This is a genomic window from Burkholderia sp. JP2-270 (genome assembly GCF_003233675.1).
Lineage (GTDB): Bacteria > Pseudomonadota > Gammaproteobacteria > Burkholderiales > Burkholderiaceae > Burkholderia > Burkholderia pyrrocinia_C.
Window position 1 is genome coordinate 341,113 of sequence record NZ_CP029824.1, and the last position, 26,296, is coordinate 367,408.

The following is a 26,296-nucleotide window of genomic DNA, read 5'->3' on the forward strand; positions in this document are numbered from 1 at the left end:
GGCCGGCGCACCTCCTCCCGACCTTTGACGGGCCTCGCGAGCGAGGCCCTTTTTTCTTTCGGCGCGGCGCTATCGCCCGACGCCCCTTCTTGCGATCACGCCCACGCGGCATCCCACGCCGGCTGCGCGAACCACGTTGCCAGGAACGCGACGAGCCGCGATGCACGCGCGCTGCCGCGCGCCTGCTGGCGCAACACGTGGATCGTCGCGTGCTCGGGCGCCGCCGCATACTGCGGCAGCACCGCGCGCAATCGTCCGTCGCGCAATGCATCCCCGGCGAGCCAGGTCGGCAGGTGCGCGAGACCGAGCCCGTCGATCGCGGCTTCGAGCAACGCTTCCGAATGATTGCTGCGAAACCGCGGCTGCGCCGGCACATGGCGGCGGTCGCCGAAGCGCCAGGCGCCCGGCGGCGGCGCGCCATGCCACGCGAGACAGTCGTGTCCGGCGAGCGCGTCGGGCGATTCGGGCTCGCCGCGCCGCGCGAGGTAGGCCGCGCTCGCGCACAGCACGCGCCGCTGCGGCGCCAGTACGGTCGCGACGAAGCGCGTGTCCTCGAGCGGGCCGATGCGCACCGCGAGATCGACGTCGGAGCCGAGCCGCGCCCCCTGCAGGTCGACCATGCTGTCGGTCAGCACCAGGTCGACCTGCAGCGCCGGATGACGCTGCATGAACGCGGCCAGCGCGGCCATCAGGTGCAGCCTGCCGAACGGCGCAGGGCAGTCGACGCGCAGCAGCCCGCTCGGCTCGTCGTGCTGGCTGTGCAGGTCTTCCTGCAGGCCGCGCAGCTCGGCCAGCATCCGCAGCGCGCGCCCGTACAGCAACTGCCCGGCCTCGGTCGGCCGCAGCGCGTGCGTGGTGCGATGCAGGAGGCGAATGCCGAGCTGCGCCTCGAGCCGGTCGATGCGCCGCGTGACCGACGACGCGGCGACGCCGAGGCGGCGCGCGGCCGCCGAGAAGCTCTGCTGGTCGACCACGTCGACGAACAGCGCCAGATGCGGGGAAAGGAAGTCGTCCATTCAGGGGGCCTCGGGTTTTGCTATGCGTGAATCGCAAAACAATCATCCACCTTTGCATATTTCCGCGTCAAACCGCCCCGACTAGACTGCATTCATCCTTTCCACCCGTTGCACGCGCCGGCCCGCCGGGCAGCGCGGCAGCCATCCGCCACGGAGATCATCATGCGCAGCATCCGTTTCGACGCCCCCGCCGCCGACATCGAGTCGCTCGACGCACGCGTCAGGGAAATCGACCAACCCGTGCCGGCCGACGGCCAGATGCTGATCGAGGTGCGCGCGGCCGGCGTCAACCCGAGCGACGTGAAGGCCGCGCTCGGCCGCATGCCGCACGCGGTGTGGCCGCGCACGCCGGGGCGCGACTGGGCCGGCATCGTGCGCGGCGGCCCTGCCGAGTGGATCGGCGCGCCCGTGTGGGGATCGGGCGGCGATCTCGGCGTGGGGCGCGACGGCTCGCATGCGGAATGGCTCGTGCTCGACGCGGCACTGGTGCGCCGCAAGCCGGCCGTGCTGACGCTCGACGAAGCGGCCGGCGTCGGCGTGCCGTTCGTCACCGCATACGAGGGTTTGCGCCGGGCCGGCATGCCGACGGCCGACGACGTCGTGCTGGTGTTCGGTGCGAACGGCAAGGTCGGCCAGGCCGCGATCCAGCTCGCGACCGCGCGCGGCGCGACCGTGATCGGCGTCGAGCGCGGCCCTGGCGGCTATCGCGGCCATGCATCGGGCGACGTGCACATGATCGATGCGTCGCGCTGGCCCGTCGCCGATGCCGTGCACGCGGCGACCGGCGGCCGCGGCGCGGACATCGTCTACAACACGGTCGGCAGCCCGTATTTCGAAGCCGCGAACGCATCGATGGCGATCGGTGCGCGGCAGATCTTCATCTCGACGATCGACCGCAGCGTGCCGTTCGACATCTTCGCGTTCTACCGCGGCCAGCATACGTACGTGGGTATCGATTCGCTGCAGCTCGGCGGCGCCGCGGTCGCGCAGATCCTCGACACGCTCGCACCCGGCTTCGGCAACGGCACGCTGCGCCCGTTCCCGATCGGCGACGACTACGTGTACCCGCTCGAACGCGCGCACGACGCGTATCGCGCGGTGCTGGCCGGTGCGCGCGAGCGCGTCATTCTCAAGCCCTGACGCCGGACCGCACGGGAGACCGCCATGATGGATTACCTGACTTCGCTCGCAGTGGGCCTCGGCGTCGGCGTGCTGTATGCGCTGCTGCACGTGCGCTCGCCGGCCCCGCCGCTCGTCGCGCTCGTCGGCCTGCTCGGGATGGTGATCGGCGAACGCGCGATCGCGCTGCTGCGCTGACGAGCCGAAACGGCGCCGGCGCTAGCGATCGTCGCGACGTCGGAACGCCCACCATGCGGCGAGCGCGGTGAAGCCCGCGACGAGCAGCACCATCAGCCAGAAGCCGTGCTTGTTCTCCGAGAACGGCACGCCGCCGACGTTCATCCCGAAGAAGCCGGCGACGATGTTGATCGGCAGCGCGATCACGGTCACGAGCGTCAGCGTGAACAGCGTCCGGTTGTTCTGCTCGTCGAGACGCGACCCGATCTCTTCCTGCAACAGCTTGATCCGCTCGTTGAGCCCCGACAGATCGCCGAGCACCAGCGAGAACTCTTCGGTCGATTCGCGCAGCTCCTGCGTGTCTTCCGCGTGCAGCCACGCGGGCGGCTTCGCGAGCAGCCGGAAGATCGACCCGGGCTCGGGCGCGAGCATGCGCTGCAGGCGCGTCAGCGTGCGGCGCATCGCACCGAGCTCGATGCGGCTCGACGTGAGCCGCTGCGACAAAAAGCGATCCTCTATGCGATCGACGTCGATGCTCGTGCGCCGCATGATCTGGATCAGCAGGTCGGCCTGGTCGCGCAGCAGGTGCACGAGCAGTTCCGCGGGCGACCTGAACTGCTCGCCGTCGCGCACGCACGCGCGCAGCGTGTCGACCGAGCGCAGCGGCTTGAGCCGCGCGGTGACCATGATGCGCTGCTCGACGTGGACGAACAGCGTCGCGATCTCCGACGGCGTCAGCTCGAGGTTGAACATCACGTCGTTGACGATCGCACGCAACGCGCCGTCTTCCTGCTCGATGCGCGTCGAGCGCGAACCTTCGTGGAGGAATTCGAAGAAGCTGTCCGGCAGCCCGAGATGCGTGCGCATCCAGCGCTCGCTCGCGCCGTGCGCGAGATTGAAGTGCAGCCAGACGAAATCGTCCGACGCGACCGCGTCGCGCTCGCGGCACGTACGCAGCCACGCGGCGGCCGCATCGGCGTCGAGCGTCGCGCCGGATCCGCCCGGAACGAAGCGGAAGCCGCACACCATGCCGGACGTATCGGCGCCGTAAGTCTGTACGATCAGGTCCATCGTGTCGAAAGTCGTGCGATGCGCGGCGCGCCGCAGATCGCGGGTCGCGGGCCCGCGCCGGGAAAGAAAGGAGACGTATGCCCGACGGGCGTGACGCACTCGTGACAGTGTCACGCCGCATGATACCGGCAGCTTCCGTGCCCCAAAAGCAACGCGCCGCCCAACGGGCGGCGCAGATACGGCATCGCGGCATGTGCAGGACGCGTTACTGCCGCGTCTCCGACTGCGCGGCGTTCGGGCATGCCGGGTCCTTGCCCCAGTGGCCGTCGCAGACGCGCCAGCGGCACAACTGATCCTCGAAGAAGCCGCGCTCCGAACACTCCTTCACGCGCGCCCCAAGCGAACCGGTCGCCGCCGCCGTCTTGGTCGGCACGGCCTGCGCCTTCTGCGCGGCGAGTTTCTTGTCGGCCGGCTTCGTGCGCGCGACGAGCGCCGCGAGCAGATCCGCATCCGGATCGTCCTTCCCGGCCGCCTTCGCATTCGCGGTACGCGCCGACGCCGCATCGCGGCGCTTCTTCGCCTGAGCGAGTTCGGCCTCCTGTTCCTTGCGATGCTTGCGGGCTTCGGCCTTCGTCTCGGCCTTGCCCTGCGCCGCGACCTTCGCGCTCTTCGCGGCGTCGCCCTTCGCGTTCTTCACGGCGTCGGCCTTCGCGGTTTTCGTCGTCGCTGCCGCGGCGGCCGTGGCGGCTGCGGCAGCGCCGGCCGTGGCTGCGCCCGATGCGTCGTCGGCGCCATCGGCGAGCGCGCGCGACAGGCGGCTGTTGTCCGCGCCGGACGCGGACGATGCGGATGCAACGGTCCGGGAAGCCGAATCGTCGTTGACGATCGTGGCCGGCTGCACGGCGGACGCGCCATTCTGCGCGACCTGCACGGCGGCACCGCTGGCCGGCGCGGCCTTGGCCGGCTCGGCCGCTGCGGGCGCGACTGCAGCCGTGACAGCGACTGCCTGCTCGCCCGAATGCTGCTGCATGCGCCATGCGCCCCAGCCACCGACGGCAACCACCAATGCCACGACGGCCGCGATCGGCGCCTTCAGCGAACGGCGCGCCGGTTCGGCGGGCGGCGTGACACGCCCTTCCAGATTCGCGAGAATGCGAGACTGCTGAGCTCCTCCGTTGCCTTCCGGTTTAGTATCGGACAGCAGGCTGGGTGGAGTTTTCGAATTTGAATTTTCCGGCGCACTCATTCAGCGTCTCATTGAATCCTGGTTTAATTCACCGCGATAATATAGCCCGGCCTCTCAAAGCAGCCTGATTCTAAGAGCAAGCATTGCAAAACACAATCAATTCCAATTTCCGGGGATTTCGTTGATTGCCGTCGCACTCGTCGCCTATTTCGCCCTTGCCGTCGCAGTTGCGGCACTGTTGCTTTTACCGGGTATCCGCGCGACCGTTTTCGAATCCGTCGCCCAGTTTCACGGCCGTCTTACGCGCCGTGCGAACGATCGCGCCGCACGTACGCGGAGTCAGATTGTTAAATCGGCAAGCGCTACGCGCGGCGCATTAAACGATGTGCAAAATTTACTGGTTCGGCGGCGCTTGATGATTACGGTATCGGCAGGTATTCTTGCGACGCCGCCATTGGTCGCCATTGCGTTACGCGGCCGGCAATTGTTCCAGTACGACGACACGGCGCGCGTGCCCGACGAGAAGATCGCCGCGCTGCTGCAGGGCGAACAGCTCGTGCCGCCTCCGCCGCTGCCGCCGGAAGTCTTCGCCACCCGGGAAGTCGAACAGGTGCGCCCGGCGCTGAAGGATGCGAGCCGCGACTGGAACCTGCTGGACCCGGATTTCCGTACGCGTTTGCTGCTGGTCTACAAGATCATGCACGAACAATATGGTTATGAAATGGCGCTGCTGGAAGGTTACCGGAGCCCGGAACGGCAAAACCGGCTGGCGCAGATGGGCAGCAACGTGACCAATGCGGCGGCCTTCCAGAGTTATCACCAATTCGGGCTGGCGGCCGACAACGCATTCCTGCGCGATGGCAAGCTGGTCATTTCCGAGAAAGATCCGTGGGCGATGCGCGGCTACCAGTTGTACGGCCAGGTCGCCGAGCAAGTCGGCCTGACCTGGGGGGGCCGCTGGAAAATGATGGATCTCGGGCACGTGGAATACCATAAACCCGGTTTTAAACTGGGACGCGGCAGCTAGCCAGGGCTGCCGGACAGGAAATAATGAGGGCGGCATGGGGCTTTTTAATATCCCGGCAGGAAACGATACGGGCGACGCAAAAAATCGGGCATTCCGGTGCGCGATTTTTTGCGGCCGCCGCTTCCGTTTTAAATCTCACAGCGTCCTTTCATTAATGCGCGCGCCTTCTCCGATGCCGCGGGCGCATTGATGCCAGCCCCCTTCATCCCGTTTGACAGCATGGCGACACATCGCGGCGCCACCCTTGCCGCTCGGCGCGCCTGCGTCGCCTCACAGAATCGCACCGGAACCTGAACGTCCTATGCAACGCATCCTCAACGTGCTGACTCATCCGCGTACGCTCTCGATCGTCGGGATCGTCGCGCTAGCGGCCATCCTCTTCATCGTTGCCGACATGCTGCAGCTGCCGCTCCTGTGGGCGGCGATCGCCTTTGCGGCGATCCTCGCGCTGTGGCTCGTCGTCGCGCTGTGGCGCCGCTGGCGCGTGAAGCGCGCGAACCAGCAGCTCGGCCAGGTGCTGGAAGAGCAGGCGGAAACCGGCAAGATCGCCGCACCCGCCGCCGCAGCGCTCGCGCCCGACGCGAAGACGGCCGACCTCGACGTGCTGCGCACGCGCCTGTCGGACGCGGTGAAGACGATCAAGACGTCGAAGATCGGCCAGGTCTCGGGCGGCTCCGCGCTGTACGAACTGCCGTGGTACATCGTGATCGGCAACCCGGCCGCGGGCAAGAGCAGCGCCGTGCTCAATTCCGGCCTGCAGTTCCCGTTCGCGGACAAGAACAGCGCCGTGATCCACGGCATCGGCGGTACGCGCAACTGCGACTGGTTCTTCACGACCGAAGGGATCCTGCTCGACACGGCCGGCCGCTATTCGGTGCACGAGGAAGACCGCAGCGAGTGGCTCGGCTTCCTCGGCCTGCTCAAGCGCTATCGCCCGAAGGCGCCGATCAACGGCATCATCGTCACCGCGAGCATCGCCGAACTCACCGGCAACCGCCCCGAATTCGCGATCAACCTCGCGAAAAACCTTCGCCAGCGCGTTCAGGAGCTGACGGAAAAGCTCGAGGTGTTCGCGCCGGTCTACGTGATGTTCACCAAGGCCGACCTGATCACCGGCTTCACCGAATTCTTCAGCAGCAGCGACAAGCACGAATACGATCGCGTGTGGGGCGCCACGCTGCCCTACGAGCCCGACGACAAGCGCGACGTCGTCGCGCAGTTCGACACGCACTTCGAGGAACTCTACGAAGGGCTGAAGGAGATCAGCGTCGCGCAGCTGTCGCTGTCGCGCGGCAACCAGCTGTCGCCGGGCCAGTTGAGCTTCCCGCTCGAATTCTCGACGATCAAGCCGTCGCTGCGCGCGTTCCTCGCGACGCTGTTCGAGAACAACCCGTTCCAGTACAAGCCGATCTTCCGCGGCTTCTACTTCACCAGCGCGCTGCAGGAAGGCGAAACCAACAGCGCGGCCGCGCAGCGCATCGCGCACCGCTTCGGCCTCGACGCGAGCGCGCTGCCGAAGCCGCACAGCGCGTTCTCGAAGAACGGCTTCTTCCTGCGCGACCTGTTCTCGAAGGTGATCTTCGCGGACCGCCAGACGGTGCGCCAGTTCGCCAGCCCGACCAAGACGCGGCTGCGCTACGCGACCTTCTTCGGCTTCGTCGCGGCGCTCGCGCTCGCGCTCGGCGGCTGGACCTGGTCGACGATCGGCAACCAGCAACTGGTCTCGAACGTGCAGGCCGACCTCGACAACGTCACGCGCCTGCAGCAGGGCCGCAACGACCTGCAGTCGCGCCTGCAGGCGATGGACATCCTGGAAGACCGGATCGAGCAGCTCGAGCAGTTCCGCCGCGACAAGCCGCTGTCGGTGTCGCTCGGCCTGTACCAGGGCGACCGTCTCGAGCAGCACCTGCTGACCGAGTACTACAACGGCGTGCGCCAGATCCTGCTGGCCCCCGTGTCGCAGAACCTCGCGTCGTTCATGAAGGACGTGAACGCGCACCCCGAACAGCTCGTGCCGATGACCCGCCCGCCCGAATCGGGTGCCGTGCAGGGCGGCACGATGCCCGTCTCGACGAACCCGGCAGGCGCCGCACCGCAGGCCAGTGCCGCACCGGCCGCGTCCGGCACCGCGCCGGCCGCCGCGCCGCAACAGCCGGCCGCACCGCAGGGCGGCCTCTACAGCGACGCGTCGCCGACCAACGTGCAGGACGCGTACAACGCGCTCAAGACGTACCTGATGCTGTCCGACAAGCGCCACGTCGAGCAGGCGCACCTGACCGACCAGCTCGCCCGCTTCTGGCGCGGCTGGCTCGAGACGAATCGCGGCAACATGCCGCGTGACGAGATGATCAAGAGCGCGGAGCGCATGATCTCGTTCTACCTCGCCCGCGTGAACGACGACGACTGGCCGATGATCGACGCGAACCTCGCGCTCGTCGACCAGACCCGCGAGAACCTGCGCCGCGTGGTGCGCGGGATGCCGGCCCGCCAGCGCGTCTACGAGGAAATCAAGGCGCGCGCATCGACCCGCTTCGCGCCGATGACCATCGCGCGCATCGTCGGCGACGGCAACCAGGGGCTGGTGGCCGGCAGCTACGCGATTCCGGGCACGTTCACGCGCGAAGCGTGGTTCGACTACGTGCAGCCGGCAATCCGCGACGCGGCGACCAAGGAACTGCAGGCGAAGGACTGGGTGCTGAACACGTCGACGCAGGACGACCTGACGCTCGAGGGCAGCCCCGAGCAGATCCAGAAGACGCTGGTCGGCATGTACAAGACCGAGTACGCGCAGCACTGGCAGAAGTTCATGCAGGGCATCGCGGTGCAGGGCTTCAGCAGCTTCGGCCAGGCCGTCGACGGGATGAACCGCCTCGGCGACCCGCAGGATTCGCCGATCCGCAAGATCCTCGAGACCGCGTACGACCAGACGTCGTGGGACAACCCGTCGCTCGCGAACGTGGCGATCAAGAAGGCGCAGACGGGCGTCATGAACTGGGTCAAGCAACTGTTCTCGCGCTCGCAGGCCGGCCAGGTGGCGGCCGCCAACATCGACATCAACGGCAATCCGGCCGAGGTGCCGATGGGTCCGGTCGGCCAGGAGTTCATCGGGCTCGCACGGATCGTCGCGACGCATGACGGCACGTCGATGCTCAAGGGCTACATGGATTCGCTGTCGAAGGTCCGGACCCGCTTCAACGTGATCAAGAACCAGGGCGACCCGGGCCCCGGCGCGCGCCAGCTGATGCAGCAGACGCTCGACGGCAACGGTTCGGAACTCGCCGAGTCGCTGAAGCTCGTCGACGAGCAGATGCTGACGGGCCTCACCGATTCGCAACGCAAGTCGCTGCGCCCGCTGCTCGTGCGGCCGCTGATGCAGGCGTTCGCGGTCGTGATCCAGCCGGCCAGCGCCGAAGTCAACAAGGTGTGGAACGCGCAGGTCTACCAGCCGTTCCAGAACTCGCTCGCGACGAAGTACCCGTTCGCGGCCAGTGCGAAGGTCGAGGCCGGCGCCGGCGAGATCGCGCAGGTGTTCGGTCCGGACGGCTCGATCGCGAAGTTCGTCGGCACGACGCTCGGGCCGCTCGCGGTGCGCCGCGGCGACACGCTCGCCGCCCGCACGTGGGGCGACATGGGCATCGGGCTCACGCCGGACTTCACGAACGGCTTCGCGCGCTGGGTCGCGCCGCTCGCGGGCGGGGCGGCAGGCGGCGCGGCCGCGGCGTCCGAGCCGCAGACGGTGTTCCAGATCCTGCCGCAGCCGAGCACGGGCACGACGGAATACACGATCGCGATCGACGGGCAGCAACTGCGCTACCGCAACACGCCACCGCAGTGGACCAACTTCGTGTGGCCGAACCCGCAGGGTTCGCCGGGCGCGACGCTGTCCGCGACGACCTTCGACGGCCGCACGGTGCAGCTCGTCAACGAACCGGGCCGCTACGGCCTCGAGAAGCTGATCAACTCGGCGCAGCGCAAGCGCCGTCCGGACGGCACCTTCGACCTGACGTGGGTGCAGGGCAGCGTGAACGTGTCGGTGACGATGCGCATCATCAGCACGTCGCAGCCGACAGGCGGCGGCGGTGACCAGCCGCAGCAGCAGAGCCTGCGCGGCCTGCAACTGCCGTCGTCGGTCGCCGACGCGAGCGCGGGCGCCGCGCAGAACGCGACCCAGTCCGGCACGGGCACGCCGGGCGCAGCGCCGGCCATCGCGGCCGCCAACGCAACGAATGCACAGGGGGCGCAATGACGCAAACCGTACAGGCGCAAATCGCCTACTTCGGCAAGATTCCGTCGCGCGGCGACTTCGTGAAGAGCCCGCACAATCCGCAGTTGCTGCAGACGCTCGATCGCTGGATCGCACAGGCGCTCGAACTGCTCGCGGAAGACCCTCGCTGGAAGCTCGTCTACGAGGATGCGAAGCCGATGCATTTCGCGTTCCTCGGCTCGCGCAGCAAGCTCGCGATCGCGGGCCACATGGTCGCGAGCCACGACGTGTCGATGCGCCGCTTCCCGTTCCTCGGCGCAACCGCGCTCGAGGTCGACCGGCCGCTCGCGTTCCTCGCGCGCAGCCCGCTCGCGTTCGCACGGCTGTGGTCGCGCGTCGCCACGCAGATCCCGCCGCTGCTCGGCAAGGAAGAGCCGCCCGGCGCGCTGCAGGCGCTCGGCGACACGCAGGTGCCGATCGACGTCGGCGGCCCCGGCACGTCGCATGACGGCACCTTCAACGATTTCGTCGAACACCAGTCGCTGTATGGCCTGCAGCAGATGCTGCTCGAAAGCGGCCACCCCGTGCGGCTGCGCGGCGCGATGCTCGCGCTCGGCTCGCTGCTGCGGCCGGTGATGCAGAGCGGCTCGTCGCACATCGAGCGCGGCCTCACGCTGCCGCTGCCGGTCGATCCGTTCTATCGCAGCCTCGTCGCCGCGTTCTGGCTCGAACTGATCGCGCCGTTCGTCGCGCAGGCCGACTTCGAGCTCGCGATCTTCATCGGCTCGATCGCCGAACGCGAACGCCTGATCATCGGCTTCAACGGCGCGTCGGCGAAGACGCTGCTGAGCGTCGTCGATCCGCAGACCTACGCCGCCCACAACATCGACATCGACGATCCCGAGTGGATCGACGCCCATGCGCAAAACGATCACCAGATCAGCAAGCTCGTCAGCTACCTCGACCAACCGCAACTCTCGCTGCGCGTCGCCATCGACGCGTTCCGCGAAGCGTTCATCGGAGGCTGACGGGATGCATCGCACGATTCACGCCCGGCGCCCGCGGCTCTCGCCCGCCCGCTCCACCCTCCTTGCTCTTTTCGCCGCCGGCCTCGTTGCCAGCGGCGCAGCCTTCGCGCAGAACACCGGCGCGACCGTCACGCCGGTCGGCAACGGCTCGGTCGCGACGACCGCGCTGCCGTCGTCGAACCCGAACCCCGGCGCCGCGCCGGCGACCGCTTCCGGCACGGTGGTGCACGGCACGGCCGGCACGATCACGCCGCCGCCCGCGAACGCGGCGCCCGGCCAGGTCGTCGTCGGCGGCAAGGTGCCCGACGAGGCGACCAAGGCCGCCGTGCTGCAGAAGCTGCGCGATACCTACGGCGCGACGAACGTCGTCGACCAGATCGAGGTCGGCGACGTTGCGACGCCGCCGAACTGGAGCGCGAACGTGCAGAAGCTGCTCGGCGCGCAGCTCAAGCAGATCAGCAAGGGGCAGTTGAAGATCAACGGCACGCAGATCGAGATGAAGGGCGAGGTGCACAACGAGGCGCAGCGCCAGCAGCTCGCGAGCGACATGGCGAACACGCTGAACCCGACCTACACGATCAAGAACGGGCTGCGCGTGTCGGCGTCCGAGCAGGGTGTGCTCGACCAGACGCTCGCGAACCGGACGATCGAGTTCGAGACGGGCAGCGCGACGCTGACGCCGCAGGGCAGGCTGATCCTCGACCAGATGGCAGCCGCGCTCGCGAAGATGCAGAACCGCACGGTCGACATCATCGGCCACACCGACAACTCGGGGAACCGGACCTCGAACATCGCGCTGAGCCAGGCGCGCGCGGACGCGGTGAAGGGTTACCTGATCACGAAGAGCATCCCGCCGCAGCAGATGACGACGACGGGCGTCGGGCCGGATCAGCCGATCGCGCCGAATGATACGGCGGATGGAAGGGCACGGAATCGACGGATCGAGTTCCGGGTGGGGCAGTAACGGATCGACCGGCCGGCCGCGCCTTTGCGGAGCGGCACGGCACACGACGGGCGGCGGCAGCGATGCACCGCCCGTTTTGCGTTTACGACTGCTCGTCCGGCCTCACCCCCAGCAGCTCGCGAATATGCGACAACGAGCCATCGTCCTTCACGACGCTCTCGAGCCACTTGTGCAGCGGCATGTCGGCCCATTCGGCCGCCTTGTCGGCAAGGTACGCGACCGGGCTGTGCGGCTCGGTCTGGCGGAAATAACGCGCCACCGCACGCAACTGGTCGACGGCCTGCGCACGGTTCTGGATGCCGGCGATCATCTGCGTCACCGGAGGACGCGGAGCGGTCTGCGACTGCACGTGGGTCTCCTCGGTCTGGATCGAATTGCCGAACACCGGCTCGATACGCTCGGGCTGCGCCTGCTGCGCCGGCTGCGTGTGCGGCGCGCTGCCCGTATAGCCCTGCTCGCGCGCAAAGCGCTCGGCGAGCCGGTACACGGTCTCGAACGCGTCGCGCGCCTGCCGGAAGCTCGGCGCCGAATCGCCCGCCCGCTCGACGAGCCGCTCCTCGAACGCATCGAGCGCGAATTCGAACGCCTTCAGATTCGCCAGCAGCGCCGTGTAGAACGCGATCGGCGTCACGCGCCGCGACGCATCGATCTGGTCGATCGACGGCTTGCCGCGCGCGATGTCGTCCGCGTGTTCGGGGTCGCGCTTGATCGACTGCGCGACGTGCTGTGCCACTTCCCAGTCGAGCGTGCTGAACGCGTTCGACGCGCCGTCCGTCAACGGCACCGCGCGCAGCAGCTCGGCCGTGCGGCCGGCCAGCCACGCGACGTTGCCGAGCCGGTACTCGGTGTCGTCGCCTTCGGGCAGCGGGTGCACGGTGTCCCAGAACTCGCGGCACAGGCCCTCGAGCAGCGCATAGCCTTCGGTGAGGCCGGTGACGCCGTCCTCGAGCGCGAGCGCCTCGGTCAGCCACACGGCGAGCCGCAGGTCCTTCGTGCGCGTACGCAGCAGCTCGCCCGCATGGTCGACGACGAAGCCCCAGTCGGCCTCCTTGATCTCGGTCACCCATTCGCCCTGGTCGAGCGTCGGATCGTCGTAGCGCCGCGCGTCCTGGATCGCATCGAATTCGTTCGAGAACAGCAGGTCGTCGCCGCTGGGCGACGCATCGCTGATCGGCGTCAGCAGCTCGGGGAGATTGATCGGCATGGTTCAGTGAATCCGTTGATGCATCAGATGTCGCGCGCGGGGGCTCATTCGACCGCTCATTCGACCGTGTAGGCGAATTCGCCGGCCTCGTCCGCGCGCACCGCGATGCGCGCGATGGCCGCGCCGTCGGCGATCCGGCCGAGCACGTGGCCCGCGATCTCCGGCAGCAGCGTGCCGTTCAGGATATGGTCGACGTTGCGGGCTCCCGAATCGACCTCGGTGCAGCGCGCGAGCACCGCATCGACGAGCGACTCGTCCCATTCGAACGCGGCCTTGTGGTTCGCGTCGATCCGGCGGCGGATCCGCTCGAGCTTCAGCTCGATGATCTCGGCCAGCACGTCGTCGGAAATCGGATAGTACGGCACGACCTTCATCCGGCCGAGGAACGCGGGCTTGAACGTCTTGTACAACTGCGGGCGCAGCGTCTCGGCGAGCGCGTCCGGATCGGGCAGCTCCTCGGCCGGCTTGTTCAGGCACGCCTGCATCACCGCGGCCGAGCCGACGTTCGACGTCAGGATGATCAGCGTGTTGCGGAAGTCGATCTCGCGCCCTTCCGCGTCGTCCATCGTGCCCTTGTCGAACACCTGGAAGAACATCTCGAGCACGTCGGGGTGCGCCTTCTCGACCTCGTCGAGCAGCACGACGGAATACGGGTTGCGGCGCACGGCCTCGGTCAGCACGCCGCCCTCGCCGTAGCCGACATAGCCGGGCGGCGAGCCCTTCAGGCCCGACACGCTGTGCGCTTCCTGATACTCGCTCATGTTGATCGTGACCATCTTGCGCTCGCCGCCGTACAGGATGTCGGCCAGCGCGAGCGCCGTCTCGGTCTTGCCGACGCCCGACGGCCCGACGAACATGAACACCCCGCGCGGCTTGTTCGGATCCTCGAGGTTCGCGGTCGCGGTGCGCACGCGCTGCGCGATCGCGTCGAGCGCGTGGTCCTGGCCGATCACGCGCGCAGTCAGCAGCGGCTGCAGGTTCAGCACCGTGTCGATCTCGTCCTTCACCATCCGGCCGAGCGGAATGCCCGTCCATGCGGCGACGATCTCGGCAACGACGTGGCCGTCGACCTGCAGCGGCACCATCGGCTCGCCGCCCTGCAGCGCGTGCAGCGCCGCGACGCGCTCCGCGAGCTTGTCGCGCGTCGCCTGCACGTCGACCGGCTGGCCGTCCTCGGACGGGCCGCGCGCGTTGTCGAGCGTTTCGCGCAATTCGGTGATCTCGGCGACGATCGCACGCTCGGCTTCGTAGCGCGCTTCGTCCTTCGCGAGTTGCTCCAGCGCCGTGTCGCGCGCACCGCGCAGCTCGGCGAGACGCTCGTCGTGCGGCGCGCCGCCCGCTGCCTCGCGTTCCAGCGACGCGATTTCCGCGTCGATCCGCTCGATGCGCTTCTTCGTGTCGTCGATCGCCGCCGGCGTCGCACTGTGCGCGAGCGCGACCTTCGCGCATGCGGTGTCGAGCACGCTGATCGCCTTGTCGGGAAGCTGGCGGCCGCTGATGTAGCGGTGCGACAGGCGCACGGCCTCGGTGATCGCATCGTCGAGGATCCGCACGTTGAAGTGCTTCTCCATCAGGCCCGACATGCCGCGCAGCATCGCGGCCGCGAGCGGCTCGCTCGGCTCCTCGACCTTCACGACCTGGAAGCGCCGCGCGAGCGCCGCGTCCTTCTCGAAGTACTTCTTGTATTCGCTCCACGTCGTCGCGGCGATCGTGCGCAGCTCGCCGCGCGCGAGCGCCGGCTTCAGCAGGTTCGCCGCATCGTTCTGGCCGGCCTGGCCGCCCGCGCCGATGATCGTGTGCGCCTCGTCGATGAACAGGATGATCGGATGCGCGCTCTTCTTCACTTCGTCGATCACGCTCTTCAGCCGGTTCTCGAACTCGCCCTTCACGCTCGCACCGGCCTGCAGCAGCCCCATGTCGAGCACGTGCAGCGCGACGCCGGAGAGCGGCGGCGGCACGTCGTCGGCCGCGATCCGCAGCGCGAGGCCCTCGACGACCGCCGTTTTGCCGACACCGGCCTCGCCGGTCATGATCGGGTTGTTCTGGCGGCGGCGCATCAGGATGTCGATCGCCTGGCGGATCTCGGCTTCGCGGCCGATCACCGGATCGATCTTGCCGTCGCGCGCGCGCTGCGTGAGGTTGGTCGTGTACGTGTCGAGCGCGGGCGTCTTCGACGGACCGGCCGCAGGCGCGGCACCGTCGGCGGCCGGCGCCACGCCGCCGTCGTCGATATCGGCCTGGCGCGGCTCGGCTTCGCTCGACCCTGCCATGATCTCGTCGAACTTGTGCTTCAGGTCCGTCACGTTCACTTCCGCGAACTGCGACGACATCCGCTGCGCGAACTGCGCGAGATCCGGCGCGGTCAGCAGCGCGAGCAGCAGGTGCCCCGAACGGATGCGGCCGAGCTGCGAATCGAGCGATGCGATCAGCCATGCCTGTTCGAACAGCGCGATCAGGTGCACCGAAAACACCGGCGTACGCGTGTTGCCGGTCTTCAGGCGCGTCAGCTCGCGCTCGAGGTCCGCGCGCAGCGCATGCGGATCGACGCGGCTCGCGCGCAGCGCGAGCGGCAGGTCGCCCGCCGGCTCCTCGAGCAGCGCGAGGAACAGGTGCTCCAGATCGACCTCGTAGTGGCCGCGCGCCAGGCATGCGCTCGCCGCGCGCTCGGCCGCGTGCCGGCACAGCGGGTTCAGTTTCGTGATCAGGGTCTTCAGAGGCGTGCTCATGGCGTCGATCTCAGGTTCGATTGCGTGTTTGTTGTCGTTCGGAATCAGTGAATCACGTGCAGTTCGTAGCGGGCGTCCGAGCGATCCTCGATCGCGTCGCGCGTGCAGAGGAACGCGTCCCAGCCGAGCCGCGAGCCCGCGCCGAGCACGCTCGCACCGACCTCGGTGCGCTTCAGCACCAGCTTCACCTCGTATTCGAGCGTGACGCCGGCGAGCAGCGTCAGCATCCGTTCGAGCGCGACGGCCTGCGCGCCGCCGGGCAGGAACGCCTCGTAGTCGCGCTTGGACAGCGGGCCGACGACGATCCGCGCGCGCATGTCGCGCTGCCATACGCGTTCGCCGACGAGCGCCGTCGCGCCGAGCACCGCGTTGACTTCGCCGAGCACGCTCAACTGGTCGGGCGGCACGTCGTACCACTTGCCGACGAACTGGTCGATCTTCACCGGCACGCGGAAATAGTCGGACAGCGTGCGCTGCAGGTACGCGGCCGACATCGGCCGGTGCCGCGCGGCCAGCGCGTAGCCGGCAACGGCTTCGTCGAGCACGCCGCCCGCGCCGGCCGCGAGGCTGTCGCGCACCTCGTCGCTCGGCACGCCCGCGATCGCGAGCAGCAGCGGCAAATAGCGCTCGTCGCGATCGAGCTCGTAATGGAACGGCAGCCGGTATTTCTTCCACGCCGCATAGAACAGCGCGGTCGCACGGTTCGAGAACACGTCGAAGAACGCGCGCGCCGCGTGGTCGCGCCTCAGGTGCTCGCGCGCGACGATCTGCTCGGTGTAGTGCAGCGGCAGCGCGCCCTGCCCGCCGAGCAGCCCGAAGAACGCGGGCGTCAGCTCGACGTGGCCGAGCTCGCCGGCCGCGAGCGCGGCGCCGCGCTGCTCGCCCGAGTCGAGCAGCGTGCCGTCGTCGCCAAACGAGCGCACGCCCTCGATCTCGCTCGGCGGAAAACCGAGCGACAGCGTGTTGCGGAATTCGATGCGCTGCGCGACCACATCGCCCTGCCGCCATGCGCCGGGGGCATCCGACGCCTGCCGCGCGAACAGCCCTTCGAGCACGCGCACCGCCTGGAAGAATTCGAAGCGGTGCGGTTCGTCGAGCAGCGCGTCGACTACGCCAGGATCGATTCGCCGGTCCGGGGCTTGCATCGGATGATCTCCTCGCCGGTGCGTTTCGACACGACGACTAGTTGAACGAAACTGTTGAGGTGGATGTAAAGCCCGAAGAAGCTGTCGAGCACACGCACGAACGACGCGAGGCTCGCGCCGACGAAGTGCTCCTCGTCGATCGTCAGGCGGATCTCGATGCCGCGCACGAAGGTCGCGAACGGCTTGCCGGGCAGCCACTGCACGGCGCCGCGCTGCTCGATGCCGGCGAGGCCGTCGATCTGGCGCATCGACACGGCCGTGCGTCGCAGGTCGTACAGCGTCAGCATTTCCTTCAGCGGCGCGAGGCCGTGCGCGACCAGGGACACGTGATTGAGCGCGAGGTGCGACACGAGCCGCCAGTGCGCGGCGCGGCCGCGCTCGAAGCGCACGCTCTGCGTCGGGCGGCGCAGCATCGAGATGCCGCTGGTCTGCGCGCCGCCTTCCTGGAACAGGTCGCCGCCTTCGAGACCGAACGCGAGCATCGCCGGCAGGTCGCGGTTCGTGCAGGTGAGGTCGAGGCTCAGCGTGTCGGTCTGCGGCGACGTCGGCTCGAAGTCGATGTCGACGATCGAGATCTCGGTTTCGTAACCGGGGCTCTTCTGCGCGACCCAGTCGTTGCGGCGCGCGAACCAGTAGTGACCGATCCGCGCTGCTTCGCCGTGATGCAGCGAATAGAACGGCCGGAACTCGATCACCGATTCTTCATGCGCCTGCTGCCTGACGAGCTTCACCGAATCGATCGAGTACACCTCGTACGCGAACGCGCGGCGCGCCTCGGCGATCACCGGGTAGGACACCGCGCGGTGCGTGATGCGGATCGGTTCGCCGTGCTGGCGGAACAGGTTGACGATCGGCGTGCAGAACAGCCGGAAGTGGCTTGGCGTCAGCAGCTCGAGCAGCCGTGCGACGTGCGAATCGCTGCGCACGTCCTGCAGCACCAGATGCAGCGTCGCGCGCTGGCAGCGGCCCGACGCGCGCGCGATCGCCGCGAGGTCGAAATCGACGAAATCGAACTTGTCGGGGAACGCGAAGTATTCGGTGAGCAGGCGATACGCGGGATGCGATTTCGCCGGGTAGTCGATCAATGCATCGTCTTCGTCGAAGCCGGCCTGCTCGATCGGCAGCTTGCGCAGCGCGGTCCAGCGGCCGTTGCGTTCGGGCTCGACATACGCGCCGAGCACGTTGACGAACAGGCAGTCGGTCAGCGCGGCGACGAACGACTGCTCGCCGTGCAGGTGCGCGCGCAGCGTCGGCACCTTCAGCGCGCCGAGATCGAGCTGCGCGGCGAGCGACTCGAACGTGATCGAGATCACGCCCGTCGCATTGGACGGCAGCACCGTCGCGCTCGGCGCGAGCGCGACCGGGGTGTAGCGGGCTTCCGAGATGCGGATCGGCGCGAGCGTCACGTCGTAGGCGGTGCGGAACCGGCACTGCACGCCGCGGATCGGGCGGCTCTTCAGCTCGGTGCCGCGGTCGATCACGACCGGCTCGGTCTGTTGACCGGGCGACGCCGGCGTGAACTGCGCGATCGAGCACGACGGGAATGGCCGCAGGTAGTGCGGATACAGCACTTCCAGCAGCGCTTCGGTGAATTCGGGGTAGTCGTCGTCGAGCTTCTTGTTGATGCGCGCGCCGAGCAGCGCGAACGACTCGATCATCCGCTCGACGTGCGGATCCTCGCAGTGCTCGCCGGACAACGCGAGCCGCGCCGCGATCTTCGGATAGCGTTCGGCGAAATCTCGCGAATAGCGCCGCAAAAACGATAATTCGCGCTCGTAATACGGCAGCAATTCTTCCATCGACGACCCCGAACCTCAATATTTCCTGCCGGACCTGATCAACCACCGGGCGGTCCGGCCCGCTCGGCGGCTTGATTTACTGCATTCTCGCGGCGCGTGCGCGCGTGACCGAATACTGCAGCGTCGACGGCTGCAGCATCGCGTCGAAATTCACCGGCTCCTCGGCCGGGTGCACGACGAGCAGCGCCTGGATCGCGAAGTAGAGCGCGTTGGTCGCCTGCTCGTTCAGCTCGAACGTCACCTGTACCTGCTGCAGGCGCGGCTCATGGCGCGCGATGGCCTGCTGGATCGACTTGCAGATGAACGCGCGGTCGTAGTGACTCGCGAGGCTCAACCCCGCGAAATCGTTCAGCCCGTAGGTCAGCACCGATTTCTGGCATTCCGGCAGCGCGGCCAGCTCGTTCTCGGTGTGCGCGATACGGGTGTTGAGAATCGCCTCGACGTCGCGGGCGACCGTGGTCTTGAGCTCGTCCAGCGACAATTGCCGCATCGCTGCCGAGGCCGGCAGGTGCGGTTCGTCGTCGAACAGCTTGTCGAGAAAACTGGGTTCGAATCGTTTCATCGGCCGGCATAAACTACGAAAACGGCAACGGGACGCCGTGCGCCCCGTTGCCGCAACCGACCTTAGACCGCGTAGGTCTTGTCGTTCTTCGTCAGACTCCAGGCGCCCTGCGTGTTGCCGCCCTGGTTGCCGCCGATCTTCTGCTGGGTTTGCTTCCACTGCACGGCCGCGTACTTCAGCGAGAACGTCTCGAGCGGCAGACCTTCTTCGCGAACGCTCGGGGCGATGCTCGAGATGATCACGTACTTGAGCTTGACTTCCAGATACTGCACGCGCTTGCCTTCACCGTCTGCGCGCGAGAAATGGACCGTCACCTCGTCGAACGTGGTGCCGCCCGAAGCGTGCTGGTACAGCAGCGGGCTCGACGAATCGATTTCCTTCGTGAAAATCATGTCGCCGTGCTCGCAACGCGTCATCGTGTGACCGCCAGCGGTCGATGCGGTTGCCGAACGCGGCTGAACGATCGAGTGATCCCACGATTTCAGTTCGATCCAGCCCTGATGGTCTTTGTCCGCGGATTCGCCCTTCACCGCCGGACTACCAAACTGCAAGTGCATATGTAACATGGCCCTTCGACTCCCCAAAGAGGTGGTTTTAACGTCCTACCCAGGCGGCCCGCCCGGGCGATTTACTCGCTTATGAATTTGCCGGTTTGGGCAGATCAGCGACAAGTCGCAGAGAAATCGAGAGTTCGTCGAGCTGAAAGTGCGGACGCAGGAACGCGACCGAACGATACGAGCCCGGCTTGCCCGGAATCTCCGACACTTGTATGGATGCCTCGCGCAGCGGAAATTGCGCTTTCTGTTCCTGCGAGGCATTGTCGTCGAGCAGGACGTACTGCGAAATCCACCGGTTGAGGAAAGTCTCCACGTTCTGCGCCGACGCGAAGCTGCCGATCTTGTCCCGCATCATCGCCTTCAGGTAGTGCGCGACGCGCGATACCGAGAAGATGTACTGAAGCTGGGCGGACAGGACGGCGTTCGCATTCGCGCTGTCGGTGCTGTACTTCTTCGGCTTCTGCACCGACTGCGCAGCGAAGAACGCGGCGTAATCTGAATTCTTGCAATGGACGAGCGGGATGAAGCCGAGGTCGCTCAGCTCCTTCTCGCGGCGATCGGTGATCGCGATTTCGGTCGGGCATTTCAGCGCGACTTCGCCGTCGTCGGTCTTGAAGGTGTGGGTCGGCAGGTCCTCGACGAGGCCGCCGCCTTCGACGCCGCGGATCGCCGCGCACCAGCCGAAGTCGTCGAACGCGGCCGTCAGGCGTGCAGCGAACGCCCACGCGGCGTTGCACCACAGGTACTTGTCGTGATCGGTGCCGTCGACGTCCTCGACGAAGTTGAAGTTCTCCGCGGTCTGGCCGTCCTTCGGATTGAACGGCAGGCGGCCGAGGAAGCGCGGCAGCGTCAGGCCGACGTAGCGCGAATCCTCGGCGTCGCGGAACGACTTCCACTTCGCGTATTCGACGGTATCGAACACCTTGCCGAGATCGCGCGGCTTGCCGAGGTCGGAGAACGACTCGAGGCCGAGCAGCTCGGGCGATGCCGACGCGATGAACGGCGCGTGCGCGGCCGCCGCGACGTGCGACATCTGCTCGATGAAGTACATGTCTTCCGGCTGGCGCGAGATCTCGTAATCGCCGATCAGCGCACCGAACGGCGAGCCGCCGAACGTGCCGAATTCTTCTTCGTAGACCTTCTTGAACAACGCGCTCTGGTCGAACTCGCTCGCGCCCTTGAAGTCGCGCACGAGGTCGCGCTTCGGTGCGTGCAGCGCCTTGATCTTGATCGTCTGGCCCGTATTGCTTTCCTTGACCAGGTAATCCATCCCGCGCCACGTGCTTTCGAGGCGCTGGAATTCCGGCGCGTGCATCACCGCGGAAAGCTGCGTGGAAATCAGGCGGTCGAGTTCCGCGACGCGCGCGTCGATCGTGGCCGACAGGTTGTCCGACACGATCACCGTGCCGTCGAGCACCTGGTGCACGAGTTCGCCGATCAGGTCCTTCGCACGCGCATGTTCGGAATCGGATTTCGCGACCTTGCTCTTCTCGACGATGTCGTCGAGCAACGAGGTCCCGGCGGCGTATTCCGCGCCGCTGGCTTGGGCCGCAGCCGTTTGCTGGTTCATCTCAACACTCCGTCGTCATTCGCCGTCTTTGTCGCCGCCGGCGCCCTTCGCGAGCTCCTGCAGCTGCTGCGTGTTCTTCAGCACCTCGGACAGCAGATCCTCGAGCTTGTCGTTGCCGGCGAGCTTGTTGCGCAGGTCGGCGAGCTTCGAGCGTGCCTCGAGCAGGCGGCGCAGCGGCTCGACCTGTTCGACGACTTCGTCCGGGCTGAAATCCGACAGCGAGCGGAACTTCAGGTCGACCGCGAACTTGCCGCCTTCCGGGCTCAGGCGGTTTTCCACCTGGAACGCGGCACGCGGCTCGATCGCCTTCATCACGTCGTCGAAGTTGTCGCGGTCAATATTGACGAACTTGCGGTCGCGCAGCTTCGGCTGCTCGATTTCGGACTGGCCCGCCAGATCGCCGACGACCCCGACGACGAACGGCAGTTCCTTCACCTCGATCGCGTCGCCCTTCTCGACCTCGTAGGTCAGCTGGACGCGCGGCGGCCGTATTTTCTGCAAGCTTTTCTGAATGCTTTCTTTCTTGGCCATCGACGGCTCCCAGGTTAGTTGTGGTTTTCGCGTCAGTTGCTTTCGCGTCAGTTGCGCAGCGCGCTGAACGGGTCGGCGCCGCCCTTCTGCGGCGCGCTGCCGCTCGACGTCGGCGGGGGCGGAGGCGGCGTCGTGGCGCCGCTGTCCGCTGGTGCCGCAGCGCCGGCTGCCACCTTCGGACGGTGAATCGGGCGGCGGATCCTCTTCGTTTGCGTTTTCTGCTCCGGCGGGAACAGCGCCGATTCGCCAAGCGTGTCGCGAAGCTGCTTCGCTAGCGTCTGCGCATCCGACTTCGCGTCGCCCGCGAGCGACGCATCCTGGCGCAATTCGCCGAGCGACTGCGTCGCGATCCGCAGGCCGGCGACGGCCAGCACGCTCTTCGCCTGCCGGTCGGTTGCGTCGCGCTGCAGCGCTTCCTGGGCGGCGACGATCGCCTGCCCGTAGTGGTTCTGTGCGAACTGGATCTGCGCGATGCGCGACCACGGCTCCTCGCGCGTCGGATCCGACTTCGCGAGCTGCTGGTACAGGCCGAGGGCCTTGTCCTGATCACCCGACTTCGCAACGGCGTCCGCATCGGCCAGCGACTTGTTGAAAACCTCGGCGCTCGGCGGCGTGGTCGACTGGCTCGCACAGCCGGCGATCACGCCGCAAGCCAGCACTACCCCAGACAATTTTGCGAAGAGACGGTCTTTCATCGTTATATCCACCGGCGCGTGAGTTTTAAAATCGTTGAGAATCTGGTTCTTTTGCTTTGCAAGAAGCGCGCGGGTATAGTACCGATCAATTTTTCATAATTCAATCGTCGCGTGAAGAGTAATTCCTTTTAAAACCGGGCGCCACCCCCTCGAATGACCTCTCGCTGCGGGCTCGCGGCGATTTTTCCTTCGGCCGGGATGCGCAAGTTTTACTGGCCGCACGACGCGCCGCCCGGGTGGCGGAAAAAATTTCCGGACGCTTGCCGCGACGCAGGCGTGCTTAATAGTTGAGCGATTCAATGTCGGGGATACGCGGCTAACGCGGAAATACCCGGCAGTTTTGACAGGGATAAAGGCGGCACGCCGGAAACACGATGAGATCGTCCATGATTCGCTACGCGCTGCCGCTGGTCGCCTGCGCCCTTCTGGCCGGATGCGCGGCCGCCCCGCTGCTCGGCTCGGCCGCGAGCGCCGTGATGCAGGCTGCCGGCATCGGCAAGCCCGAGCTGCCGGACGCACAGAAGCCGCCGCGCAATCTCGGGATCACGCTCGCTGCGGCGCCGAACCTGAATGCCGCGACCGACCACAAGCCGCTCGCGCTCGTCGTGCGGCTCTACGCGCTGAAGGATCCGACGTCGTTCCAGCAGGCGCCGTTCGACGCGTTCACCGATCCGACCAAGGAAAAGGCCGCGCTCGGCGCCGACCTGCTGAATGTGCGTGAAATCACGCTGATTCCGGGCCAGCGCTATACGGCGACCGAGAAAGTCTCGCGCGAAGCGCAGGCATTCGGCATCGTCGCGCTGTTCCGCGATCCCGCACTGCAACGATGGAAACTGACGTTCGATCCGGCGAAGTCGGAGAAATCCGGCATAATCATCGGCCTGCATAATTGCGCGATGACGGTCACCGACGGCACCGTCATCGCACCGCAACAGGGTGCGCCTTCACAACCGCTGAATATGCTTTCTTCGGTGTCCTGCGGTTAAACATGACGCACGAATGTCAATTAACAAGAGTTAACAATTGGCGATTTAATTCGGGCACGAACAAATCGATTACATCGCAACGCCACATTAACCGGATTTGACATGAGTTATTCGGCCAAGGTGCTGTGGGGGGAAGGGCTGTTCCTCCGGCCTCAACACTTTCAGCGACAGGACGCGTACCACGAGGCGCGCCTGTTCGAGTCCATCCAGGCGATCCAGCCGTACAACTGGGGCGTGCGCTCCGTGCGCATCGACCGCGACGCACTCGGCAGCAATGTGCTGCGGGTTGCCGATCTCGCGCTCGTGTTCCCGGACGGCGCGCTGTATGCCGCGCCGCAGGCCGACGACCTGCCGCCGCCGATCGCGCTGGACACGCTGCCCGACGGCATCAACGAATTCGTGTTCTATCTCGCGCTGCACCCGCTGCGCGAGAACGGCACCAACTATAGCGACGATCCGGCCGCCGGCTTCATGACGCGCTTCGTCAGCGAGCAGACGAGCGTCGCCGACAACTTCACCGACGCCGCCGAAGCCGACATCACGTTCCTGAAGACGCAGGTCAAGCTGATCGCGCACAGCGAACCGCGCGATCAGTTGCTGTCCGTACCGCTCGTGCGCGTGCGCCGCACCGCGACGTCCGGTTTCGAGATCGACGACAGCTTCGTGCCGCCGTGCCTCGCGATCGACGCGTCGCCGATCCTGCACCAGCGGCTGCGCCAGCTGGTCGACGCGCTGCAGGCGAAGGTGAACGCGCTGTACGGCTTCCACCGCGAGCCGTCGAAGAACATCATCGAATTCCGCTCGGGCGACATCGCGTCGTTCTGGCTGCTGCATACCGCGAACGCCGCGTTCGCGACGCTCGCGCACCTGCACCAGCACGCGGCGCTGCATCCGGAGCGCCTGTTCCAGGAACTGCTGCGCCTCGCGGGCCAGCTGATGACGTTCTCGAAAGGCTATACGCTCGCCGACCTGCCCGTGTACCGCCACGACGATCCGGGGCCGAGTTTTGCGCGTCTGGACCTGATGCTGCGCGAGCTGCTCGACACCGTGATCTCGACGCGCTACTTCGCGATCACGCTTGACGAGGTGCGTCCGTCGTTCCACCTCGGCCGCCTCGATTCGGGCAAGATCGACGACAAGACCGAGTTCTACCTGGCGGTGTCCGCGGACATGCCGAGCGTCGAGCTCGTCGATGCGGTGCCGGCCCGCTTCAAGGTCGGCGCGCCCGACGACGTCGACAAGCTCGTGCTGTCGGCGATGCCCGGCGTGCGGCTGTCGTACACGCCGCAGGTGCCGCCCGCGATTCCAGTGCGGCCCGGCGCATGCTACTTCGCGCTCGATTCGCGCGGCGCGCTGTACGAGCGCATGCTGCAGGCCCAGTCCGCGATGATCTACGCGCCGACTGGCATCAATGACCTGAAATTCGAACTGATCGCGGTCACATCATGAGCTACGCGCCTTCCCTGTTCGGCGACAACGCGCCGGCACCCATGCATACCCCGGCGTCGACGGACTCCGCGTTCCAGGCCCGTTCGCTGCTCGACCTGCTTTACGACGGCTTCTTCATGCTGTTCCTGCTCAAGAACGGCCGCGAGCCGGACAGCGCGAGCGAGTTCAGCACGCGGATCCAGGAATTCCTGTCGGATTTCGAGCGCGGCGCGAAGAAGCTGAATATCGCCGCCGAGGATGTGTACGCCGCAAAGTTTGCGTTCTGTGCGGCCATCGACGAGATGGTGCTGTCGTCGCAGTTCAAGATCCGCACGGACTGGGAGCGCCGGCCGCTGCAGCTCGTGCTGTTCGGCGAGCAGCTCGCGGGCGAAAAGTTTTTCCAGTATCTCGAGGAATGTCGTGCGCAAGGCGCGGCGCGGCTGCAGTCGCTCGAGGTGTTTCATATGTGCCTGCTGCTCGGGTTCCAGGGGAAGTATCTGCTCGAGGGGCCGGAGAAGCTCGCTTATCTGACGGCGCGGCTGGGGGACGAGATCGCGCATATGAAGGGCAAGCGTGCGCCGTTCGCGCCGCATTGGCCGTTGCCGGATCAGATTGCGCACCGGTTGAAGCGTGAGGTGCCGGTCTGGGCGATCGGGGCGGTGTTTGCGCTGGTTGCGTTGCTTGGGTTCCTTGGGCTCAACACGTACCTGAAGGACAAGACGCTGCAAGCGCTCGCGCCTTATTCGCAGGTGATCAAGGTGGGGCCGGAGTCGGCTAATTTGACGATTTCGTTGCCTTGAGGGGTGCTTCGCGAGAGCGTCGCCTCATGAGGAAAAGGACCGCCGAGCGGTCCTTTTTTTGTTTCGGCTCGCTCGTTGCGCGTCGTCAGAAAAGAATGAATGCGTCGTTTTCGACGTAGAACACGAACGCATCGAACAACTGCGCAAGCGTAGGTTCGTCGATCTGGTCATGCGCGTTGATCACGATGTCCTCGATCGTTGAGCTGTCCAATGTGATCTGCCAGCCGGGTTGGGTTGCGATGACGGGGAGCGCGCCTTCGTCAGTATCGTTCGTGTCTTCGGAGAAGGCGCCCTCGGTATCGAGCGTCCACGGCATCGGCGGCAGACAGAGCCATCCGGAGAAATCGCCGGGGGTTTCTAGGACTTGTTTCAGGCTGACTGCAGTCGCCGTATCGGTCGAGGTAGGCATTACGTTCGTGGCATCGGATAAAAGCGGCGGCCGATTCGAATCACGCTGCACGGGAACGCTTCACCCAGGTGCCGTCAACGAATCCCTGCTGGTTCGTCGGATGTGTCCTATCGCCCTGCGGCACCTGGAACGCGAAACAGTGGCATCCAGCG

The 26,296-nt window shown here is 66.7% G+C and carries 22 protein-coding genes; 9 read left to right on the forward strand and 13 right to left on the reverse strand.

All coding sequences use genetic code 11. The annotated features are described in order from the left end of the window. Positions 1 to 95: 95 nt before the first annotated feature. Positions 96 to 1,016, reverse strand: a complete 921-nt coding sequence (locus DM992_RS01610; RefSeq protein ID WP_034183692.1) for a LysR family transcriptional regulator — start codon at positions 1,014 to 1,016, stop codon at positions 96 to 98. A 162-nt stretch (positions 1,017 to 1,178) separates the two neighbouring features. Here DM992_RS01610 and DM992_RS01615 point away from each other — a divergent pair, with 162 nt between their 5' ends. Both DM992_RS01615 and DM992_RS01620 read left to right on the forward strand, forming a co-directional pair. Continuing rightward, positions 1,179 to 2,156: a zinc-binding alcohol dehydrogenase family protein gene (locus tag DM992_RS01615; RefSeq protein WP_111015425.1), complete on the forward strand. Its 978-nt coding sequence runs from the start codon at positions 1,179 to 1,181 to the stop codon at positions 2,154 to 2,156. A gap of 24 nt (positions 2,157 to 2,180) precedes the next feature. Next, a complete protein-coding gene (locus DM992_RS01620) occupies positions 2,181 to 2,333 on the forward strand; it encodes a DUF1427 family protein (RefSeq protein ID WP_081938569.1) in 153 nt (50 codons plus the stop codon). 21 nt (positions 2,334 to 2,354) lie between these two features. Here the strand turns inward: DM992_RS01620 and DM992_RS01625 are convergent, their stop codons facing one another. After that, the gene (locus tag DM992_RS01625; RefSeq protein ID WP_111015426.1) at positions 2,355 to 3,383 is read right to left on the reverse strand and encodes a transporter; all 1,029 of its coding nucleotides are present in this window, start codon (positions 3,381 to 3,383) and stop codon (positions 2,355 to 2,357) included. A gap of 205 nt (positions 3,384 to 3,588) precedes the next feature. Continuing rightward, positions 3,589 to 4,569 (reverse strand): phage tail protein, encoded by a 981-nt coding sequence (locus tag DM992_RS01630; protein ID WP_111015427.1) that lies wholly within the window; start codon positions 4,567 to 4,569, stop codon positions 3,589 to 3,591. Between the two features lie 121 nt (positions 4,570 to 4,690). Between DM992_RS01630 and DM992_RS01635 the strand changes: the two genes are divergently transcribed. The 4 genes from DM992_RS01635 to DM992_RS01650 all read left to right on the forward strand — a co-directional run bounded on the left by DM992_RS01635 (position 4,691) and on the right by DM992_RS01650 (position 11,732). Beyond that, on the forward strand, positions 4,691 to 5,536 hold the full coding sequence (locus tag DM992_RS01635; RefSeq protein ID WP_034183689.1) for a M15 family metallopeptidase: 846 nt from the start codon (positions 4,691 to 4,693) through the stop codon (positions 5,534 to 5,536). Between the two features lie 301 nt (positions 5,537 to 5,837). After that, positions 5,838 to 9,782, forward strand: a complete 3,945-nt coding sequence (gene tssM, locus DM992_RS01640; protein WP_111015428.1) for a type VI secretion system membrane subunit TssM — start codon at positions 5,838 to 5,840, stop codon at positions 9,780 to 9,782. Then, complete coding sequence (gene tagF / locus DM992_RS01645; RefSeq protein ID WP_034183687.1) at positions 9,779 to 10,768, forward strand: type VI secretion system-associated protein TagF; 990 nt, start codon at positions 9,779 to 9,781, stop codon at positions 10,766 to 10,768. Before tssM ends, tagF begins: the two co-directional genes overlap by 4 nt. A 4-nt stretch (positions 10,769 to 10,772) precedes the next feature. Continuing rightward, positions 10,773 to 11,732 (forward strand): OmpA family protein, encoded by a 960-nt coding sequence (locus tag DM992_RS01650; protein ID WP_111015429.1) that lies wholly within the window; start codon positions 10,773 to 10,775, stop codon positions 11,730 to 11,732. A gap of 82 nt (positions 11,733 to 11,814) precedes the next feature. On the opposite strand, the gene tssA is transcribed toward DM992_RS01650, so the two are convergent. The 9 genes from tssA to DM992_RS01695 all read right to left on the reverse strand — a co-directional run bounded on the left by tssA (position 11,815) and on the right by DM992_RS01695 (position 22,521). After that, positions 11,815 to 12,936, reverse strand: a complete 1,122-nt coding sequence (gene tssA, locus DM992_RS01655; protein WP_111015430.1) for a type VI secretion system protein TssA — start codon at positions 12,934 to 12,936, stop codon at positions 11,815 to 11,817. 56 nt (positions 12,937 to 12,992) lie between these two features. Beyond that, complete coding sequence (gene tssH / locus DM992_RS01660; protein ID WP_111015431.1) at positions 12,993 to 15,662, reverse strand: type VI secretion system ATPase TssH; 2,670 nt, start codon at positions 15,660 to 15,662, stop codon at positions 12,993 to 12,995. A 44-nt stretch (positions 15,663 to 15,706) separates the two neighbouring features. Further along, positions 15,707 to 16,807, reverse strand: coding sequence for a type VI secretion system baseplate subunit TssG (gene tssG, locus DM992_RS01665; protein ID WP_111015432.1), 1,101 nt, complete (start codon positions 16,805 to 16,807; stop codon positions 15,707 to 15,709). Then, entirely contained in the window at positions 16,771 to 18,606 is a 1,836-nt protein-coding gene (gene tssF / locus DM992_RS01670) for a type VI secretion system baseplate subunit TssF (protein WP_111015433.1), read from the reverse strand. Before tssF ends, tssG begins: the two co-directional genes overlap by 37 nt. A 76-nt stretch (positions 18,607 to 18,682) precedes the next feature. Continuing rightward, complete coding sequence (tssE, locus tag DM992_RS01675) at positions 18,683 to 19,168, reverse strand: type VI secretion system baseplate subunit TssE (RefSeq protein ID WP_034183677.1); 486 nt, start codon at positions 19,166 to 19,168, stop codon at positions 18,683 to 18,685. A gap of 62 nt (positions 19,169 to 19,230) precedes the next feature. Beyond that, the gene (locus tag DM992_RS01680; RefSeq protein WP_006477093.1) at positions 19,231 to 19,734 is read right to left on the reverse strand and encodes a type VI secretion system tube protein Hcp; all 504 of its coding nucleotides are present in this window, start codon (positions 19,732 to 19,734) and stop codon (positions 19,231 to 19,233) included. Positions 19,735 to 19,804: 70 nt separating this feature from the next. Further along, positions 19,805 to 21,295, reverse strand: a complete 1,491-nt coding sequence (gene tssC, locus DM992_RS01685; protein WP_006477094.1) for a type VI secretion system contractile sheath large subunit — start codon at positions 21,293 to 21,295, stop codon at positions 19,805 to 19,807. A gap of 15 nt (positions 21,296 to 21,310) precedes the next feature. After that, positions 21,311 to 21,826, reverse strand: a complete 516-nt coding sequence (gene tssB / locus DM992_RS01690) for a type VI secretion system contractile sheath small subunit (RefSeq protein ID WP_111015434.1) — start codon at positions 21,824 to 21,826, stop codon at positions 21,311 to 21,313. Between the two features lie 47 nt (positions 21,827 to 21,873). Beyond that, on the reverse strand, positions 21,874 to 22,521 hold the full coding sequence (locus DM992_RS01695) for a tetratricopeptide repeat protein (protein ID WP_111015435.1): 648 nt from the start codon (positions 22,519 to 22,521) through the stop codon (positions 21,874 to 21,876). A gap of 374 nt (positions 22,522 to 22,895) precedes the next feature. Between DM992_RS01695 and tssJ the strand changes: the two genes are divergently transcribed. The 3 genes from tssJ (at position 22,896) to icmH (ending at position 25,735) form a co-directional block, all read left to right on the forward strand. Next, positions 22,896 to 23,507, forward strand: a complete 612-nt coding sequence (tssJ, locus tag DM992_RS01700) for a type VI secretion system lipoprotein TssJ (protein ID WP_111015436.1) — start codon at positions 22,896 to 22,898, stop codon at positions 23,505 to 23,507. Between the two features lie 102 nt (positions 23,508 to 23,609). Then, a complete protein-coding gene (gene tssK, locus DM992_RS01705) occupies positions 23,610 to 24,956 on the forward strand; it encodes a type VI secretion system baseplate subunit TssK (RefSeq protein ID WP_111015437.1) in 1,347 nt (448 codons plus the stop codon). Next, positions 24,953 to 25,735: a type IVB secretion system protein IcmH/DotU gene (icmH, locus tag DM992_RS01710; RefSeq protein WP_111015438.1), complete on the forward strand. Its 783-nt coding sequence runs from the start codon at positions 24,953 to 24,955 to the stop codon at positions 25,733 to 25,735. Before tssK ends, icmH begins: the two co-directional genes overlap by 4 nt. Before the next feature lie 85 nt (positions 25,736 to 25,820). Here icmH and DM992_RS01715 read toward each other — a convergent pair whose 3' ends face one another. Next, on the reverse strand, positions 25,821 to 26,144 hold the full coding sequence (locus tag DM992_RS01715; RefSeq protein WP_111015439.1) for a hypothetical protein: 324 nt from the start codon (positions 26,142 to 26,144) through the stop codon (positions 25,821 to 25,823). Positions 26,145 to 26,296: the final 152 nt, after the last annotated feature.